23 protein-coding genes are annotated in these 16,580 nt (G+C 39.5%); 10 read left to right on the forward strand and 13 right to left on the reverse strand.

What is annotated here, in order from left to right; genetic code table 11:
* Positions 1–12 precede the first annotated feature (12 nt).
* Both LJE12_RS07180 and LJE12_RS07185 read right to left on the reverse strand, forming a co-directional pair.
* Complete coding sequence (locus tag LJE12_RS07180; protein WP_008373954.1) at positions 13–738, reverse strand: M15 family metallopeptidase; 726 nt, start codon at positions 736–738, stop codon at positions 13–15.
* Positions 739–811: 73 nt separating this feature from the next.
* Positions 812–1,066, reverse strand: a complete 255-nt coding sequence (locus LJE12_RS07185) for a hypothetical protein (protein WP_005333435.1) — start codon at positions 1,064–1,066, stop codon at positions 812–814.
* Positions 1,067–1,343: 277 nt separating this feature from the next.
* Here LJE12_RS07185 and ligA point away from each other — a divergent pair, with 277 nt between their 5' ends.
* From ligA to LJE12_RS07205, 4 genes are all read left to right on the forward strand, one after another.
* On the forward strand, positions 1,344–3,338 hold the full coding sequence (gene ligA / locus LJE12_RS07190) for an NAD-dependent DNA ligase LigA (protein WP_040015507.1): 1,995 nt from the start codon (positions 1,344–1,346) through the stop codon (positions 3,336–3,338).
* 77 nt (positions 3,339–3,415) lie between these two features.
* Entirely contained in the window at positions 3,416–3,919 is a 504-nt protein-coding gene (locus tag LJE12_RS07195) for an NADAR family protein (protein ID WP_023921566.1), read from the forward strand.
* A gap of 21 nt (positions 3,920–3,940) precedes the next feature.
* On the forward strand, positions 3,941–4,414 hold the full coding sequence (locus LJE12_RS07200) for an LPD11 domain-containing protein (protein WP_005333427.1): 474 nt from the start codon (positions 3,941–3,943) through the stop codon (positions 4,412–4,414).
* 89 nt (positions 4,415–4,503) lie between these two features.
* On the forward strand, positions 4,504–5,868 hold the full coding sequence (locus LJE12_RS07205; RefSeq protein ID WP_008373962.1) for an ATP-binding protein: 1,365 nt from the start codon (positions 4,504–4,506) through the stop codon (positions 5,866–5,868).
* Positions 5,869–5,931: 63 nt separating this feature from the next.
* On the opposite strand, the gene LJE12_RS07210 is transcribed toward LJE12_RS07205, so the two are convergent.
* The 6 genes from LJE12_RS07210 to LJE12_RS07235 all read right to left on the reverse strand — a co-directional run bounded on the left by LJE12_RS07210 (position 5,932) and on the right by LJE12_RS07235 (position 8,349).
* Positions 5,932–6,294, reverse strand: coding sequence for a type II toxin-antitoxin system HicB family antitoxin (locus LJE12_RS07210; RefSeq protein WP_005333424.1), 363 nt, complete (start codon positions 6,292–6,294; stop codon positions 5,932–5,934).
* On the reverse strand, positions 6,278–6,535 hold the full coding sequence (locus tag LJE12_RS07215) for a type II toxin-antitoxin system HicA family toxin (RefSeq protein WP_005333422.1): 258 nt from the start codon (positions 6,533–6,535) through the stop codon (positions 6,278–6,280). The genes LJE12_RS07210 and LJE12_RS07215 overlap by 17 nt, the downstream gene beginning before the upstream one ends.
* A 57-nt stretch (positions 6,536–6,592) precedes the next feature.
* Positions 6,593–6,895 (reverse strand): hypothetical protein, encoded by a 303-nt coding sequence (locus tag LJE12_RS07220; protein WP_028088060.1) that lies wholly within the window; start codon positions 6,893–6,895, stop codon positions 6,593–6,595.
* A 9-nt stretch (positions 6,896–6,904) separates the two neighbouring features.
* Positions 6,905–7,126: a DUF5348 domain-containing protein gene (locus tag LJE12_RS07225; RefSeq protein WP_008373966.1), complete on the reverse strand. Its 222-nt coding sequence runs from the start codon at positions 7,124–7,126 to the stop codon at positions 6,905–6,907.
* A gap of 52 nt (positions 7,127–7,178) precedes the next feature.
* Entirely contained in the window at positions 7,179–7,832 is a 654-nt protein-coding gene (locus LJE12_RS07230) for a recombinase family protein (RefSeq protein ID WP_023921562.1), read from the reverse strand.
* A gap of 205 nt (positions 7,833–8,037) precedes the next feature.
* Positions 8,038–8,349 carry a winged helix-turn-helix domain-containing protein gene (locus LJE12_RS07235; RefSeq protein ID WP_023921561.1) on the reverse strand — a complete coding sequence of 104 codons (312 nt, stop codon included), beginning with the start codon at positions 8,347–8,349 and terminating at the stop codon, positions 8,038–8,040.
* A 292-nt stretch (positions 8,350–8,641) separates the two neighbouring features.
* Here LJE12_RS07235 and LJE12_RS20560 point away from each other — a divergent pair, with 292 nt between their 5' ends.
* Positions 8,642–8,944 (forward strand): winged helix-turn-helix domain-containing protein, encoded by a 303-nt coding sequence (locus LJE12_RS20560; protein WP_227226835.1) that lies wholly within the window; start codon positions 8,642–8,644, stop codon positions 8,942–8,944.
* Between the two features lie 153 nt (positions 8,945–9,097).
* Here the strand turns inward: LJE12_RS20560 and LJE12_RS07245 are convergent, their stop codons facing one another.
* A complete protein-coding gene (locus tag LJE12_RS07245) occupies positions 9,098–9,622 on the reverse strand; it encodes a PadR family transcriptional regulator (RefSeq protein ID WP_005333410.1) in 525 nt (174 codons plus the stop codon).
* Between the two features lie 210 nt (positions 9,623–9,832).
* Here LJE12_RS07245 and LJE12_RS07250 point away from each other — a divergent pair, with 210 nt between their 5' ends.
* Positions 9,833–11,188: an MATE family efflux transporter gene (locus LJE12_RS07250; RefSeq protein WP_227226836.1), complete on the forward strand. Its 1,356-nt coding sequence runs from the start codon at positions 9,833–9,835 to the stop codon at positions 11,186–11,188.
* Between the two features lie 130 nt (positions 11,189–11,318).
* Here the strand turns inward: LJE12_RS07250 and LJE12_RS07255 are convergent, their stop codons facing one another.
* The gene (locus LJE12_RS07255; protein ID WP_005333406.1) at positions 11,319–11,507 is read right to left on the reverse strand and encodes a helix-turn-helix domain-containing protein; all 189 of its coding nucleotides are present in this window, start codon (positions 11,505–11,507) and stop codon (positions 11,319–11,321) included.
* Entirely contained in the window at positions 11,507–11,947 is a 441-nt protein-coding gene (locus tag LJE12_RS07260; protein WP_023921559.1) for a sigma factor-like helix-turn-helix DNA-binding protein, read from the reverse strand. The genes LJE12_RS07255 and LJE12_RS07260 overlap by 1 nt, the downstream gene beginning before the upstream one ends.
* Positions 11,948–12,360: 413 nt before the next feature.
* Between LJE12_RS07260 and LJE12_RS07265 the strand changes: the two genes are divergently transcribed.
* Positions 12,361–12,690, forward strand: a complete 330-nt coding sequence (locus LJE12_RS07265; protein ID WP_005333402.1) for a helix-turn-helix transcriptional regulator — start codon at positions 12,361–12,363, stop codon at positions 12,688–12,690.
* Between the two features lie 150 nt (positions 12,691–12,840).
* Here LJE12_RS07265 and LJE12_RS07270 read toward each other — a convergent pair whose 3' ends face one another.
* The gene (locus LJE12_RS07270; RefSeq protein WP_005333400.1) at positions 12,841–13,212 is read right to left on the reverse strand and encodes a hypothetical protein; all 372 of its coding nucleotides are present in this window, start codon (positions 13,210–13,212) and stop codon (positions 12,841–12,843) included.
* A gap of 4 nt (positions 13,213–13,216) precedes the next feature.
* A complete protein-coding gene (locus LJE12_RS07275; protein WP_020436706.1) occupies positions 13,217–14,155 on the reverse strand; it encodes a ParM/StbA family protein in 939 nt (312 codons plus the stop codon).
* A gap of 217 nt (positions 14,156–14,372) precedes the next feature.
* Here LJE12_RS07275 and LJE12_RS07280 point away from each other — a divergent pair, with 217 nt between their 5' ends.
* The 3 genes from LJE12_RS07280 (at position 14,373) to LJE12_RS07290 (ending at position 16,394) form a co-directional block, all read left to right on the forward strand.
* Entirely contained in the window at positions 14,373–14,873 is a 501-nt protein-coding gene (locus LJE12_RS07280; RefSeq protein ID WP_020436705.1) for a hypothetical protein, read from the forward strand.
* 149 nt (positions 14,874–15,022) lie between these two features.
* The gene (locus LJE12_RS07285) at positions 15,023–15,616 is read left to right on the forward strand and encodes an RNA polymerase sigma factor (RefSeq protein WP_227226837.1); all 594 of its coding nucleotides are present in this window, start codon (positions 15,023–15,025) and stop codon (positions 15,614–15,616) included.
* A complete protein-coding gene (locus tag LJE12_RS07290) occupies positions 15,588–16,394 on the forward strand; it encodes a hypothetical protein (RefSeq protein WP_005333388.1) in 807 nt (268 codons plus the stop codon). The genes LJE12_RS07285 and LJE12_RS07290 overlap by 29 nt, the downstream gene beginning before the upstream one ends.
* The last annotated feature ends 186 nt before the right edge of the window (positions 16,395–16,580 follow it).

Genomic DNA, 16,580 nt, shown 5'->3' on the forward strand with positions numbered 1-16,580 from the left:
ATTTTTTAATTTTTATTTTAGAGTCTCGATATACTCCTCCAGACACAATCCTTTTTTCTGCATTTCCAGGGCAGCATCCACCCCTACATACCTATAATGCCAGGGTTCATTGTTCACTCCTGTAATTTCTATCTTATTATCAGGATACCTTTTAATAAAACCATATTTATATGCATTATTGGCAAGCCATGTATAAACAGCATCCGAAGAACACTTGGACGTATCCGCATTGATATCAACGGCTATCCCAAGTTCATGCTCACTTGTTCCAGGTTCGGCAACATATTCTTTCGCAAGTTTTTTTGCCTCCCCACGTGAATAGCCTTCATCCTGATACTGCTGAATTCTCTCATTCATAATATCTTTCTGATCCTGAGTTGTCCTGTACCCTTCCCTTACAAATAATTCAAGTCCCTCAGCTCTGGCATCATCAAACATCTGCTGAAGCTGAGGATAGATTCTCGAATCCACTTTTTCTCCGTTTGATAATTCTGTGAGTTCTACCTCATAATTACGGGGAACACAATAATCGTCATTTACAAGAATCAAGTTCCATCCAAAAGAAGTATCAGCTTCCCTTCTAAATAGATTGAAACTGTTAATCATCGGAATTTCACCCTGAATCGCCATATACGAAACAGCCCGCAAAAGCACAAATCCCAATATAAACACTAAAGCAACCACAGCGATTTGCTTCAAAAGTCTCTTTCGCCTGGTATACCGTTTATAACTTCTCATGTTTATCACCTTCAATCTGCTTTCAAATTTAATAATCTATATTTTATGACAATTCAGCATATAGAAAAGTTAGTTATTCGTGAAAATTATTTTTAAATTTAGAACTTGCATAACCACTACGATGTAAAAACAGTTTAGAGGCATTTATGACAGAGATTGATTTTATCTGGTTTTCGACTTTCTCCACGAAAGTGGCAAAAAATACCTGGCTACGAATTCCTTCGCTTAGGGCAAATCTGAAATCCTGAACGCTTTTATTCCTGTAGCCGACAAATTTGTCATCAACATAAGGCAAAAGCTTCATTGAGGAATCTATTTCATTTGACATATACTACATCTAGTGTTATACTGTTCTTATATCAATTATTTGTGTCAATCCGGAAAGGATTTATCACACGCAGTTTAGGTTTGAAACGTAGTCAGGAGTTTTCCTATGCCCAACAAGCAGCAGGGACTTCTGGCTTTTTTTATTTTGCAGGAAACTGCATCTATTTTGAGAATGAACATAAGCGTCATTCTCTTTTTTTATGCCTGAACGCAGGGAAAGGAGGATTACGGAAACAAATGATTCCGGAACTGGCACGCCACAAAAGAAAGGAGACTCTATGTCAGTCAAAAGAATTAAGAATCTTGTAAAACAACTCAATGAATACCGTCATGCCTACTACAATCAGGATGCCCCTCTGGTATCTGATGCCGAGTATGACCGACTCTTTGACGAACTGAAGGAACTGGAGGAACAGACTGGTTTCATCCTGTCAAATTCTCCGACACAGACGGTTGGATATTATCCGGTCAGTGAACTTGCCAAAGTCACCCATCCGATTCCACTGCTCTCGCTTGAGAAAACAAAACTGATTTCAGAGCTTTTAGATTTCATGAAAGGACAGGAAGTTCTCTTTATGCTGAAACTGGACGGTTTGACTACCAAACTCATTTACGAAGATGGCAGACTGATTCAGGCTTCTACCCGTGGAGATGGTGAAGTGGGGGAAGATATTACACACAATATCCCGGCATTTTTAAATGTACCGCTTACCATTCCACACAAAGAACGTCTGGTCATTACCGGTGAGTCTTTTATACCAACCAATGATTTTGAACGTCTGAAAGATACTCTGCGTGATGGAAATGGAAAACCTTATAAAAACGGACGTAATTTTGCTTCCGGATCAGTACGAAGTCTTGATCCGAAGAACTGTATCGGACGTTGTGTTCGCTTTCTTCCGTTCAATGTATTAGAAGGAATGGAGGATGTTCCCTTCCCGGACAGCAGAGCCTGCAAATTAGAAGGTTTAACACACCTGGGCTTTGGTTACTGCCCGTTTTTCTCAATTTCAGGAACCGGACTTTCAAAAGAATATGCGGAGAAATTCATTCAGGAATTGGTATCCACAGCAGCAAATTTACATCTTCCTATCGATGGCATTGTCATGATTTTTGACAGTCTCAGCTACTCCAAAAGCTGCGGAAAAACCGGACACCACTATAAGGACGGCCTCGCCTATAAGTTTGAGGATGATACCTACGAAACTTTCTTGCGTGAAATTGAATGGACACCGACCAGATTCGGAGAGATTGCTCCGGTCGGCATCTTCGATACCGTGGAGATTGACGGCTGTGATGTTTCCAGAGCTTCCCTTCATAATCTGACCTTTATCAAAAATCTGGAGCTTGTACCCGGATGCCGGATTCTTGTTTCCAAACGAAACATGATCATCCCACATATAGAGGATAATCTGGATCGTGGAAGGTATACCGACATCACGCCTCCGGTCTGCCCTTGCTGTGGTTCCAAAACCAGAACCTACAGCCGTAAGACCAGCGACGGTCGCACCGTAGAAACTCTGCATTGTGATAATCCGCAGTGCGACAGCCAGATCACAAGAAGGTTTGTCCATTTTGCCAGCAAGAAGGCAATGAACATCGAAGGACTGTCAGAAGCCACTTTAGAAAAATTCCTGAATCTGGGCTATCTGCACTCTTTTCAGGACATCTATCATCTGGAGGAACACCGGGAAGATATTGTGGCACTGGACGGATATGGTGAGAAATCTTTCGACCGCTTGTGGGAATCCATCAACGCCAGCCGGAGGACCAGCTTTGTCCGCTATCTGGTTTCCATGGATATTCCTATGATCGGCAGAACCAAAAGCCGGATTCTGGACACCGTATTTTCCGGAAATTTAACTGCATTTGAACAGGCGGCTGTCGGAGATTACGACTTCACTCAGTTAGAGGATTTTGGCGAAATCTTAAATCACAACATCCATTCCTGGTTTGCAGATGAAGCAAATCTTGATTTATGGAAAAACTTACAGAACGAATTCACATTTGAACAAAGAAAGGAAGAGACCATTATGACAAAAGAAAACAAATTTACAGGATGTACCATCGTAGCAACAGGGAAACTGGAGCATTTTACCAGAGACGGTATCAACGATAAGATTCTGGAGCTTGGTGCCAAACCTGGCAGCTCTGTAACAAAGAAAACCGATTACCTGATCTGCGGGGAAAAAGCCGGCAGCAAACTGGCAAAAGCCCAGAGCCTTGGTATTCCAATTCTTACAGAAGCTGAATTTTTGGAGATGATTGCATAACCATCTCTGCAATAGATGAGAATTATTTTGAGGTGTGGCTGAAAGGCCGCACCTCTTTTACAAAGGAGGAATTTATAATGAATCAAACAAATACAAGCAAGCGCATACCTACACAGATCAATGAATTTCGGGGAGATTATGCTTTTCTAAGCAATTTCTATCCGGCACCGGTCTCTTACATGGGACAAACCTATGCAAATAATGAAGCTGCTTTTCAAGCGCAGAAAACACTCTCTGCGAGAGAGCAACGCAAATTCTGTATTTTTCGGATGCATAATCCTTCTGATGCAAAGAAACTCGGCAGAGATCTTACATTACGCCCGGACTGGGAAAAAGTGAAAGTCCGGCTCATGTATGAAATCTGCATGTGCAAATTCATGCAGAACCCGGAACTCCGGGATAAACTTCTTGCAACCGGAGAGTCCACACTTATTGAAGGAAACAACTGGGGTGACTATTTCTGGGGCAAAGTCAATAACTGCGGAGAAAACCAGTTAGGAATCATCCTGATGGATGTACGTGCGAAGCTGCAGTGGAATGCAGAAACAGCGCCCAATAATATACCTCAATGTCTGCAATAAAGGAAAGGATGGTCTAATAGAATGAATGAAAATGCAAAAACAAAATTAGTGCTTGAGTATACTGGCATGGATGATTTTTCCTGTCCGGTATATAAGGACCAATTCGGAAAGTTGTGGAAGGATATTGACCTTGGCAAAGAGCCTGAACCGAATCTTTATTCTTTATCTTTTAACCATATTGATGGAGAACCTTCCCATCCCATACAGCAGGAGTACACATTTCATCCGGCTCCGTATCAAAGAAGTTCCTATGAATTCGAGTACCGGATGTTAAGTAAATTACAGTCTGACTGTGAATACTATCTGGGCTACGGAAATCGCAGTCCGTCTATCCTATGCAATCATAGCGTTCAAAACCATATTGCCCGTATGAAAGAATTATGGAATGGTTTTCCCACAGATCAGAAACCGGAATGGCTGACCTGGGAACAGCTTCTTCAGTACGAAAAAGTAATGACAGAAACCGGAATACCCGTGAAGAACTGCTCAGACTAGACAATTCATCATTTATCAGAAATTACCCTCTATATTATCCATTCATATTTTGATATAATAGGAACAGTTGAAAGAAAGGAGCATTTCCCATGTATCTGAAAAGAAAAGTTTACGATCAGCTTCTGGATTGGAAAAACGATACCGTCCACAGCACCTTGGAAGTGAATGGTGCCAGACAGGTCGGAAAAACATATATTATCAATAAATTTGCGGATGAGAACTTCAGGCACAAGATCTACATTAACCTGTTTGATTTGTCCGGCAAACAATTTATGGAATGTTACAAAAAAGCCACAGACTGGACTCCCGGTACAAAACGACCGGAGCAGCCGCTTCACGATGCTTTTAAACTCTTCGATCCGGATTTTGAAGATACCAACGATACAGTCATCATTATTGATGAAATTCAGGAATCCTCAGAGATATTCAACCGTATCCGAGAATTTACCCGCTATTTTCAAGCGCATTTCATTGTAACTGGAAGTTATCTGGGACGTGTACTGGAACCGGAATTCAAATTCTCCAGTGGAGATATTACCAGTATCCGTATTTATACCCTTTCCTTTAAAGAGTTTTTGGAAGCATTGGATGACCAGCTTTTTCAGAAATATCTATCACTTCCACTGGATCATGCAGATGACACCGTACCGGAACTATATGACGAATTAAAGAATGTTTACGACATCTATAGACAGATTGGCGGCTATCCAAAGGTTGTGGAAACATACCTTAACACAAAAGACGTGGAAGCAGCTCAAAAAGAGCTTGTTAGAATCATCCGCATTTTCTTAAACGAATCTATGCGGTACTTTGATGACATCACAGATATTAGTGTTTTTACCAACATCTTTTTAAGCATCTGCCGTATTCTGCTTCGTGAAAAGAAAGGATTAGATGAGGACAGTATAAGTGAAGAACTGCAAAAGCTCGTTACAAAGAATTACTCCAGTAATCTTTCTAAAGCAACCTGCTATCGTGCTATCAACTGGCTTTATCATTCTGGAATCATCGGTTTCTGTGGCAAAATCACAGAACTGGACATCCTGAATTTCAAACCGGGAAGCCGCTGCTTCTTCATGGATCTTGGAGTTGCATATTATTATCTCTCCAGAACTGGTGCTACTGTATCAACTATGGATGGCTCATTGAACGAAAACTATGTTTACATTAACTTGTCCAAACGCCAGGAATTCCCGGAAGAAATTATCTTTGAGACACCGGCTTTTGCTACTTATAAAGGTGGTGAAATTGATTTTGTAGCTCAGACATTGAAAACTCACATCCGCTATCTGATTGAAGTTAAAGCCGGTAAGGGAACTGCATCTACTGCCTTGAAGGCATTGGAACAGGGGAAGGCCAATAAACTACTATATCTGAAAGGTGATACCAAAGGCGGAACCGCTGGGAATGTACAAACACTTCCTATCTATCTGCTAGAACAATATCATTTTTAATCAAAGAAAGAATACTTCGAGCCGCCCATAAGGACGGCTCTTTTCATCTATATTCTTGTATATTTATTTTACTAACAGCGCATCATTCTTTGAAAGAAGATATATACAGTATTGATTCATACTGATGCCTTCTTTTTTTGAGTGTTCCGCCAGATCCCGGTGTAAGCTGCGTGGCATCCTTATTTTAAACTGTCCCGAATACTCTTCCAGGCTTCCCGGTTCGTGAATCTCAATCCCTTCTTCCAGTGCAGCTTCTAACCATGCTTTTTTTGCATCCGCTGCATTTTCAACTGCCCTTTCTATCGTCTCTCCACAGGTGATGCATCCCGGCAGTTCCGGATAAGAAACCACAAATCCACCTTCATCCTTATCTTCCACAATTTCCATGCGATAGGACATTGCCAAATAATCATTCAGTGTCTTCATCGTTTTTCGCCTCACTTTCTACAATCTGCTTTACCATTTCAACATAAATTTTCTTGATTGGTTCGTGTTTCGGTATTGTTATCGGCTGGCATCCCGCTTTACGGAATGTATAATGGCTGCTCCCACTTCTCGGAGCATTTATCTCATATCCATAACTTTCTAATACTTTTCTTAATTCATCAAAACGAAGGTCTTTCGATAATGAGCAAATTCTTGTCAATAGTTTATCCCATTTCGACATCTTTAATGCCTCCTATCTATAGTATATGTGGTGTCATATGTGGTGTCAATCTGTTTTTCATCTTTCTTGGTCAAATAAGGGATGTAGCTCTTTCTTAGCATCCGCTACAAATGCTTCTTTCCTCGCACTTACCATATATATCTTCCAGAGCATCAAATGCAGGATTTCCGCATCCACCACACTGCATTTCTTTTGAACCATGCGGACAAACGGGCAGATTACTGTATCTGACAGCTTTTCCCCTTTAAGCAGCAGCTCCCCATCCGTTCCATATACTTCATACAGACATTCCAGAATACTCCCCAGATCTGTCACAAATCGGAAGGCGGGCTTTACATATTTCTTTTTGGCTTCCATCATCTATCTCCTCTACATCCGAACAGTCAGCCCGCCGAGGCGTGTCTTCGAAAGTCCCACAAGATACCAGTTCTCGTCCATTTCAATCCGAACCGGAATCCATACATCCCTTACCTTCACATCAAAGCAGTCTCCACAATGCAGTCCCCCATAATAGGATTCAATACCAAACCGGATATCATATCTTCCCATAGATGGATCATAAATCAAAGTACCTATTCTTTTTTCACTCATATTGCTTTCCTCCTGAAATTCTTTGTTCTATATAAGTAATAGGGCTTTCATTCTAGGTATTGGAAAGTTCCGGATATTTTTCATAAAAAGTTTTACGATACCGGTAAAAAGTCGAGTGTGTCATTCCCAGACTCTTCCGAAGCTGCGTCGGTGTCATTTTTCCGGAAATAACGCTCTGGAAGTTCTCGTCAAAGGTTTCCTGCTTCATCACGCTTGGTCTTCCATAATCATCCCATTCACCCCGCAATTTCTTCGCTTCTATACCTTCCCGCTGTCGCTTCTCCTTTTTCTCCAGCTCTGCCTGCGCCATAGAAGCATAAAGCTCCAGCATCATGTTATTGATTGTTTCCAGCATCATCCTTGCCATCGCATTATCCATCACAGATAAGTCCATAAGCGTAGTCGGCAGTTCCAAAACCATAAGCCGCACTCCCATGTCCTTGATCCGCTGGATCTGCTGCATGGTGTCATGCTTGTTTCTCCCCAGTCTGTCCAATTCTGTAACAATCAAAATATCTCCCAGCCGCAGGACATCCTCCACTAAAACGGTATATCTCGGACGATTAAAATTCTTCCCTGTCTCCTGATCCGTAAAAATATTCGTAAGTGCCATCTCATGCTCGTTACAGTACCGCTCAATTTCCTGTATGCCACGATCAAGATGCTGCTCCTTTGTACTGGTGCGGTGATATCCATATATCTGCATCCACATTTCTCCTTTCCCTGTCCCAAAATATCCACACTTTTGTTGGCATATCTCAAAACTGTGTGTGTAACCTTTTTAAGATATAATCCCCCTTTCCGGAACGTACTTCTAAAATGTATACATTTTGGGATATGTTTCTTTTCTATTTCTGTACGTACCAGAGCCGAAAAGTGCAACAAATATGACAAAAAACTCCCAGAGGATGTTACTCCCCTGAGAGTGGTTGAAACTTATAGCCCACACCTCGGACGGTGCGGATGTAATTCCAGTTCCGTGAATCTACTTTTAACTTTTTACGAAGCTGGCTAATGCAGCACATAACCGCATTAGCACAGTCAATCGGTTCTTCCTTCCAGACATTACGATAAATCTCCTCGTGAGAGAATACCCAGCCAGGATGTTCTGTTAGATATTTTAGTACCGTAAATTCTTTCAGACTCAATTCAATCTTTTGATCATTCATAAAAACAGTATGACAGCGAATATCTATCTGTAGGTTTTTGTCTTTGTAATGCAATTTACTTTCCTCCTAATCTGTTTCACCTTATCACAGCTAATCTAAAATGCTATTATTAGACTGCCAAAACTCAAATTCAAAACCAGAGCAATGCTTTACCTGCAAATAGTCTGGTAATAGACCAGTAGAATCGCAATAGCTGCAAGAGCCAGAAACGGCAAACACATAATTACCGGGGCAGAGTGAAGTGATAAATAAGAACCACTGATTTTTTAGCATTTCAGCCGGATATACAAGCCATCCCCATAGATTGGTGACCGTTACTGTTAAAATTACAGCACTGCCTATATATGTGGCAGCTCCTTTCCGGGTAAAGTTAAAGTCGCAGACCTTTACGACCTACGGCTTAATAGTACGAAAAGACATTAACTTTTCTGTAAAAGAATTTGATGTACTTTATATGCTATATTCTAATCCAGGGATGGCTTTTACTAAACAACAGATTTATGAAGCAGTTTGGCCTGAAAAAGCAAATGGTTATTTCCACGCCGTGGAAAACACTATTTTTCAAATACGCAAGAAGATAAAAAAGTATTCCAGCGACAAGAATTACATAAAAACAGTAGTTGGATATGGGTATAAATTTGAAGTTTAATCTGCAGGATATAAGGAGCACCGGGTTTGAGGGAGATTCCCCACTAAGAAAATTTCTATGTTCTGGCTACAAAGCCGGAACATAGGTCGGCATCCATCCCTGTTTCTTCCCAATCCTGCAGACCTAATAAGAAATCAGCTAGTGACTTCTTCATCAAAAGTCTTTTTTTAGAGAAATAATCCATTTTTCAATAGCATCCGCCAAAACTATCTGCTGTTGCAATACTGCCATACCAGTCTTAGGGATTTCCGGATCATTCTCTTTCTCTCGAAGATTTTCCTCCAGATAAGTTTTTAATATTTCAATATTTTCCTCAATACTGGCAATACATGATTGTTGACTTTCAGGCGGTAACTTATCCAAATTTACAATTACTGCATTAAAATCTAAAAAAAAGTGAATGGGTTTAGAGGCTGTTTCCATCATAAGCTTTACAAATTCTTTTTCGCCTTCATCTGTTAATGAATAAACTGCTTTTTCAGGCATCTTACCTTCTTTCACAATTTCTCCTTTAATGAAGCCTTTTTCCTCCAACTGAATTGCTTTTTTGTAAATGGATGGTGTACTGATTTTTACCCATTTTGATATATTACGATATTCCACTAATTTTTGAATATCATAGGCTCCCATCGGTTCCTTTTTCAATATTCCTAACACAATTAAATCTATTGTAGCCATAGTTCACCCACTTTCTATATCCACGAAAGCTATAAAATACTTACGGTTATATATACTGTAATTTATAGTATTTGATTTTATACCTCTTGTCAAGGAAATTGCAGGATACACGCTTGACAACTACTATAAATTATAGTAGTATTCTCTCACGTAGTATACTATAATTTATACTACTATAATTTATATTCTTAATTGAAAGGAGTATTTGAAATGAACAAGAATAACAACAAAATGGATTTATTAGGAAATGCACCTGTTCCCCAAGCACTAATGGCTCTTGGTATACCGATAATGATTGGTATGCTTATTAACGCTCTCTACAATTTGGTGGATGCTTATTTCATAGGAGGACTTGGCGAGAGTCAAATGGGTGCAATTTCCATTGCGTTTCCTTTAGGACAAGTAGTTGTTGGTTTAGGTCTGATGTTTGGCAATGGTGCCGCCTCCTACTTATCAAGACTTTTAGGGCGAGGAGATAGGGAAGCTGCAAGTAAAGTCGCCAGTACTGCATTATACAGCAGTGTTTGTATTGGCGCAGTTATTATTATCGGAACTGCAATTTTTTTGAAACCTATTTTAACCATGTTAGGTGCAACAGACACGATTATGCCATACGCCCTTTCTTATGGAAGAATCTATGTTATTTCATGTATTTTCAATGTATTTAATGTAACGATGAACAATATCGTTGCAAGTGAAGGCGCCGCAAAAACAACTATGTGTGCATTATTATTAGGAGCTGTATTGAATATTGGTTTAGATCCTATTTTCATCTATACTCTCGACATGGGGGTTGCTGGTGCGGCAATCGCTACAGCAATTTCTCAAATGGCTTCTACTCTTGTATATTTAATTTATGCATTACAGAAAAAAAGCGCTTTTACATTTTCCATTAAGGAATTTTGTCCTTCTAAGCAGATCATAACTGAAATTCTGAAAATCGGTATACCCACATTGACTTTCCAGCTTCTTACAAGCCTTTCTATCGCATTCATAAACCGGAAAGCTAATATCTATGGAGATGCTGTTATCGCCGGAATGGGCGCTGTTACAAGAATCACTTCAATGGGAACTCTGGTTGTGTTCGGCTTCTTAAAAGGTTTCCAACCAATTGCCGGCTTTAGCTATGGTGCCAAAAAGTTTGATCGGCTCAGGGAAGCAATTAAAACTTCTATCTTATGGTCAACAATATTTTGTGTAGTTGTGGGATTGACAATAGCCCTATTTTCCACACAGATTATTTCGCAATTTACAGAAGGCAATACAGAGATGATTTCTGTAGGTCAAAAATCGCTAATGGCAAATGGATTTTCCTTCTTCGTATTTGGATTTTACACAGTGTATTCTTCTCTGTTTCTTGCACTTGGAAAAGGCACCGCCGGATTCGTTCTTGGGGCTTGCCGACAAGGTATTTGCTTTGTTCCGATCATTCTGTTGCTCCCATCATTCTGGGGCATAAATGGAATACTATATGCACAACCGATTGCCGATGTAATTTCTGCTATTGTTACTGTGTTTATGGCTCTACATCTTCATAAAGAACTGGCAACAACAAAAGAGCATTAAAGCATCAGGCAACATAATAGATCAACACCGTCTGCCGATTCGAACTGAGGCAATATCACCCTTCAAAAAACAATCACTCCCAGAGGATGTTACTCCCCTGAGAGTGATTGCAGCCTTTGTTTAAGATAACTTACTCAATTATCTGGAATCTCTGGATACACTGAAGCAATGTACTTACCAGTTCCTGATACAGATCTTCATCAAATCTGCCATTCACAATCGCATTCTTAATTAAAAGCGGCTTATATATCTCTAAAATCTTCAGTACCGCATCTGCATTTCCTTCTTTTGCCTTTAAAAGTAATCGTTCAAAATTCATTAGTTTTCACCTCCCATCACCTTGCGGATCTTCCGGATTGCATAATAATAAATACCCTTGCATCGCTCCTCTGATAACCCGTTTAGCCTGCTCATTTCCTCAAAAGTACGTTCTTCAAACACATGCTGGTAAATCAGCTTCCGTTCTTCATCCCGCAGCGTATGAAGCGCTTTCATCAGTCTTTCATCTGACATCTTATTCCATTCTGGATATTTCCCCTGTGCCTCCTGCAATAAAAGCTGCTCCCTCGTTTGGTTCTCCAGCAATTCTTCGATTACAATTCTTGCCTCCATCTGTCCAATATCCTCCAACAGTTCTTCTGCATCAGCCATCTGGATTTTCTTCTCCAGATAATCATGTCGTTTTCCACGGACAAACTGTATCAGATATGCTGTAAAGTGATTTTGTATCTTTGATCCTGTATATGTTTTTTTGTTCATTTGTTTTATCCTCCGAAATTTTTTATCACGTTCCAAAAAATTCCGAGGATGGCGGTGAGCGGCAACAAAACGTGACACTGCCTTCATTTTTTCGAAAAAAAGAAAGGCTGGACCACTCTATTCGTAGTCCAGCCGATACTTCTCTTTCTATGTAATTGTGTAGGATATGCGATGATAGTATCTCATATACTGCATATTCTAACTTCTCTCCGACACATTGTATGGATAAGATTTTTTTAACAGATTCAGTTCCTCTTTGGCTTTTATCTTATGCTGTCCATTCATGTCTGTCGTACTTACTTCCATGTTTCTCTATTTGTGCATGTGTTATCCTGCTTATCATAACGCACTTTAACGCATTTCGTATAGTGTTAATCTACGATAAAATATATGCATTAAGTGAGGTGATATAGATGGTGAAAAAATTATTGGGAGATGCAGTCAGGGAAGAACGTCTCCGCCGCAATCTTTCGCAAAACAGCCTTGCGGAACAGGCAAAGATTTCTTTACGGACTGTCTCTGATATTGAAAACTATATTGGCAATCCACAGTTGGAAACACTTTATGCCTTGGCAACTTACTTACATATTTCCATAGATGCTATATTTTCTAACCAGAAAACGAACCCGGATTCTACCATGCAGCAAATCATGGCAGAACTAAATTCCTGCCCGGAGGAGCAGAAACAGCTTGCCCTTTCTACACTGCGTGGACTTCTGGATGGATTCAAGAACCTAAGTTAAGGCTCTCCCGTATCCTTCATCATCTACACATTATACAAAGACAATCTGTGAGTAATCTGTGAATAGTCTGTGAGTTTTCTGTCTATTCCCATTCTGATACAAAGAACAGGAGAGTACACTGCCATAAGCATGTGTATCTCTCCTGCTTTTTTATGCCCTGCGAAATGCACTGATAGCATCCACTACATTCTGTCTCATAGTCTGATCCATCCGCAGCGGTTCTTCTTCCATCAAATCAACTTCTGTGGGCATTTCTCTATTTATCTTAGAAACGTCCTGCCCTTCCAATACCTTTCTTACTTCTTCCCGGATGATTTGCTGCATCATTGGCCGGAGCATATCCGGTTCCATGCTTATACTGCCATTACCTGTCTCATCCGTTCTTCCCGTATATGCCAGAATTGCCGCAACGATCAGTTTTGCTTTTTTCTCTGTCGTATTCAGAAGTTCTGTCACATACACGTGATCTGGATCCGACTTATCAAAACCAATAGTGAATACAAACGGATTTTTCTTTCCCATAAAATCACACTCCAGCCTGTGTCATGCGATACAAAAGATCATATCCATCGGCATTTGCTTTCATATCCCGGATAAAGGTATGTTTTCCCAACCGGTCTGCCTGCTCCAGAAATCGTTCCAGAAGCACTGCTCCGCCACCGATAAACACCGTATAAGTAGATTTTGTATCAATGCCCCGCTCTCGGATGCTGTTCAGAAGATCGGTAACAAAATTCTGAACCATGGTTTCTACTGCCTGTACAACAGCTTCCTCATAATACTGCGTTTTTCCCTTGATGATACTGTCGATATCTGCCTCCTCCAGAAGCATGTCATATTCACTGTTAATACTGGAAATGATATCGTTATACATGGTAATCACACCTTTTTCCAGAGAATCACAATAATCCATATCCGGTCTGCCACTTCTCATCAGAAGATAATCAGAAGTAAATCCGCCAATATCAATCCCTACGACTTTCGGAATCTCACGGATTTCCATCATCCTCGTCATCATGGCTGCATAATCCTGCGGAAACGCCATTACATTCTGTATACAGAGGTGATAGACTTTATCGTTGAAGCACAGTTCCTGCACCTTCCCGTCCCCTTTGAAATAGCGTTCATATCTCTCACAAAGCTCTGCAAAATGCTTCGGCGGAAGCCCAATCGGAAGTTCCACCTGAATGACATCCTCCGGCTGGATCTGGCTTTTCTGCTCCAGCTCCATTGCAATGGCAAATAAGGTCAGAATCCAGAATCGGTTCCGGCTGTCCTGCGTCTTGTCCCTCTGGTACGGAATCCGCTTCTCACTAAGGGTATAATACTTTCCCTGATATTTCAGATACTTCTCTCCCCTGGCAGGCTTTTTATCCTGTTCCGTCAGTCCTGTGGTAAAGATAAAATGACAGGTTTTCATGTTCCGGTTCCCGTGATCCACGGCTACTCTTAATTTTTTAATCATAATGATTTCACTCCTTTGTATTTGATACTTATTCTGTACGTAGGAGGTACCTAGAGTGCAACTCTTTATAATCCATTTTCTTATTTTACCAATCAAAAAATTCAAAAAACAAAAATTAAAAATTATCTTTTTTAATTTTTTAAATAAATGCAACCGTTACAATATTTACTGTGTATCTTATTACAAAGGGAACCTTGGAAAGGAGTCGTGTACATATATGAAGGCTTATAAAAAAATAATCAGTTTTATCCTAACACTCGTTATGATGCTGTCGCTAAGTGTTAATGTTTTTGCAGCAGAGCCGCTTACAGATGACCCTAATATGATTGAATGGAAGTACACTGTGTTTGCTGACGAAAGCCTGCAGAAAGTTGTTGAAGAAGGTGTTATTCCAAATGCATATGCCCGATATACTTGGCGCGGAATCACATTGAAAAATGGCGAAGTCGCCATATTAACACCATCAAATAACAGTATGGGACTTTATTGTAATAGCGGCAGATACATAACTATAAATTACACTTTGAGCCGTTCTGCTTTTCATCGTTCAAGAGTACGCGCATACGTAGCTGGACCTTCATCAGAATTTGTGCGTGAGATTACAGCAAGTGGTTTGCGTTCAGGATTTACGACACAGGCAACAGATTACTATTACGGCATGGTAACTAATCTGTCCTCTGATGCCTTTACAATCAAATCATTTTCTATTACATTTTAATAGTGGAAAATATTTCAAGTGCTGGTGAGTACTTATCCTGATTTTAATTGAAGCTTTTTAACTTGGTTTCTCGGTTCCCTTTTTTGAAAATACACATTCCCATTATTAAACCACTGCTATAGTATTCACTGAATTTATGAGGTAGAAGCATGTTATTTAACATAGATGAGAAACAACTGATGCTCGAACTAAAAAATAAAGATGAGCGCGCTTTAAAAATATGTATGAACAAATACTACAGATATGTTGTATACATAGTCGAGAATATTATTGGAAGTGCTTTGCCATATGAAGACAAGGAGGAGGTCGTGTCTAATGTTTTTGTAGCTCTATGGAATTACAGTGCAGATTTAGATACAGATAACTACAGCACATTCAAACCCTATTTAGGAACAATCGCAAGAAACATGGCAAAAAACGCATTACGAAAAACCTCTAAGATGCATTCTGAAAATTACGAAGATGCGTTTCAGGTTGGAACGAACGAACATATTGAATACGGGCTGTTAAAAGAAGAAGTAATCAAATGCTTAAAAGAAAGCATATATGAACTATCAGTTGACGAAAGAAAATGTTTTATCTCGTACTACTATTACACTAAGACAATCGCTGTAATAGCAGAAGAAACCGGATTAAAAGAATCTACAGTAAAATCCAAACTGTTACGCGGACGTAAAAAATTAAAACTAAAAATAGAAAAGAAGGGATTTAGATATGAAGACTGTAAAATTTTCTTTGAATGAGTTAATGAGTGAAATTGATGAATCTTTTATTGAGGAAGTGTATTTTCATGATTGCAATAAAATACTGAAAAAATATTCCAAACAAAAGATACGTCAAAATGTATTTTGTAAAACAGCTTCAAAACATAAGCCTTTAAAGTTCACTTATAGAACTGCAATTATTGTAACTGTGGTTTCAGTGTTTTTGTGTATGCCTGTATATGCTGCAATCAGTCATCTGTTAACATCGGCTTTAATTGATGACAGCAATCGACATTTAATCGGGACAGAAACCAATGATAGAAGCTACATCATATTAAAAGACGGTGTATATACCAATGAAAAGGGGAAAGTTGTTGATATTGAGGAATTAGCCAAATCTTCATCAGAATTTCCTGAAAGCAGAATTGTTAAAAGCAGTCTGATGCCTAATTTCATACCATCATCAATAGTAGAGATTCCTACTGATAAATCAGATGAAATGTATATCATTCCAGAAATAATTCTAATCAACAATTCACTTTGTGTACTTACACAAGACAATGGAAAGGGATGGGAACTAACTGATAAAGATAATATAGTCATTTCGTTTGATAAATATAAATCAGACATTACAGTATCCCAAGATTTGATTATCGGTTATGTAAAAGACGGGATAATGTATGAAGGAGAAGTGTTCGATGAACTGAGTGGAAAATATAGTTTCTCACCAGATGAAAAAGGGGAATATTTTTTCTATCTGCTTAGCGGAAGTTCCGATTATCTATCTCTTAAAAGCGGTAATCTGGAGGTAAATTAAATGTTGCTTTTGCGGGACTTCAGCATACCAATTAACTTTAGTATAAGGACAGGAAGACCTCTTCCGTACAGGAATAGGTCTTCTTGCTGTCTCCGTGCATGCTTTAAAGTATAAATAGGCTTTAATCTGGAGAGAGTATGAAACTTTTTCTGTAAAATAATGTTTATAAGGTTCTTCTATGATACA

Origin of the sequence: Blautia sp. DFI.6.71, assembly GCF_020593585.1 — a bacterium.
Lineage (GTDB): Bacteria > Bacillota > Clostridia > Lachnospirales > Lachnospiraceae > Blautia_A > Blautia_A wexlerae.

Excerpts from the sequence above, each read along its gene's own strand:
- LJE12_RS07260 (WP_023921559.1), bottom strand. The coding sequence starts at position 11,947 with ATGAACAAAAAAACATATACAGGATCAAAGATACAAAATCACTTTACA.
- LJE12_RS07225 (WP_008373966.1), bottom strand. The coding sequence starts at position 7,126 with ATGAGTGAAAAAAGAATAGGTACTTTGATTTATGATCCATCTATGGGA.
- LJE12_RS07210 (WP_005333424.1), bottom strand. The coding sequence starts at position 6,294 with ATGAAGACACTGAATGATTATTTGGCAATGTCCTATCGCATGGAAATT.
- LJE12_RS07250 (WP_227226836.1), top strand. The coding sequence starts at position 9,833 with ATGAACAAGAATAACAACAAAATGGATTTATTAGGAAATGCACCTGTT.
- LJE12_RS07275 (WP_020436706.1), bottom strand. The coding sequence starts at position 14,155 with ATGATTAAAAAATTAAGAGTAGCCGTGGATCACGGGAACCGGAACATG.
- LJE12_RS07245 (WP_005333410.1), bottom strand. The coding sequence starts at position 9,622 with ATGGCTACAATAGATTTAATTGTGTTAGGAATATTGAAAAAGGAACCG.
- LJE12_RS07290 (WP_005333388.1), top strand. The coding sequence starts at position 15,588 with ATGAAGACTGTAAAATTTTCTTTGAATGAGTTAATGAGTGAAATTGAT.
- LJE12_RS07230 (WP_023921562.1), bottom strand. The coding sequence starts at position 7,832 with ATGCAGATATATGGATATCACCGCACCAGTACAAAGGAGCAGCATCTT.
- LJE12_RS07185 (WP_005333435.1), bottom strand. The coding sequence starts at position 1,066 with ATGTCAAATGAAATAGATTCCTCAATGAAGCTTTTGCCTTATGTTGAT.
- LJE12_RS07255 (WP_005333406.1), bottom strand. The coding sequence starts at position 11,507 with ATGAATTTTGAACGATTACTTTTAAAGGCAAAAGAAGGAAATGCAGAT.
- LJE12_RS07195 (WP_023921566.1), top strand. The coding sequence starts at position 3,416 with ATGAATCAAACAAATACAAGCAAGCGCATACCTACACAGATCAATGAA.
- LJE12_RS07205 (WP_008373962.1), top strand. The coding sequence starts at position 4,504 with ATGTATCTGAAAAGAAAAGTTTACGATCAGCTTCTGGATTGGAAAAAC.
- LJE12_RS07285 (WP_227226837.1), top strand. The coding sequence starts at position 15,023 with ATGTTATTTAACATAGATGAGAAACAACTGATGCTCGAACTAAAAAAT.
- LJE12_RS07270 (WP_005333400.1), bottom strand. The coding sequence starts at position 13,212 with ATGGGAAAGAAAAATCCGTTTGTATTCACTATTGGTTTTGATAAGTCG.
- LJE12_RS07200 (WP_005333427.1), top strand. The coding sequence starts at position 3,941 with ATGAATGAAAATGCAAAAACAAAATTAGTGCTTGAGTATACTGGCATG.
- LJE12_RS07180 (WP_008373954.1), bottom strand. The coding sequence starts at position 738 with ATGAGAAGTTATAAACGGTATACCAGGCGAAAGAGACTTTTGAAGCAA.
- LJE12_RS07265 (WP_005333402.1), top strand. The coding sequence starts at position 12,361 with ATGGTGAAAAAATTATTGGGAGATGCAGTCAGGGAAGAACGTCTCCGC.
- ligA (WP_040015507.1), top strand. The coding sequence starts at position 1,344 with ATGTCAGTCAAAAGAATTAAGAATCTTGTAAAACAACTCAATGAATAC.
- LJE12_RS07280 (WP_020436705.1), top strand. The coding sequence starts at position 14,373 with ATGAAGGCTTATAAAAAAATAATCAGTTTTATCCTAACACTCGTTATG.
- LJE12_RS07215 (WP_005333422.1), bottom strand. The coding sequence starts at position 6,535 with ATGTCGAAATGGGATAAACTATTGACAAGAATTTGCTCATTATCGAAA.
- LJE12_RS07220 (WP_028088060.1), bottom strand. The coding sequence starts at position 6,895 with ATGATGGAAGCCAAAAAGAAATATGTAAAGCCCGCCTTCCGATTTGTG.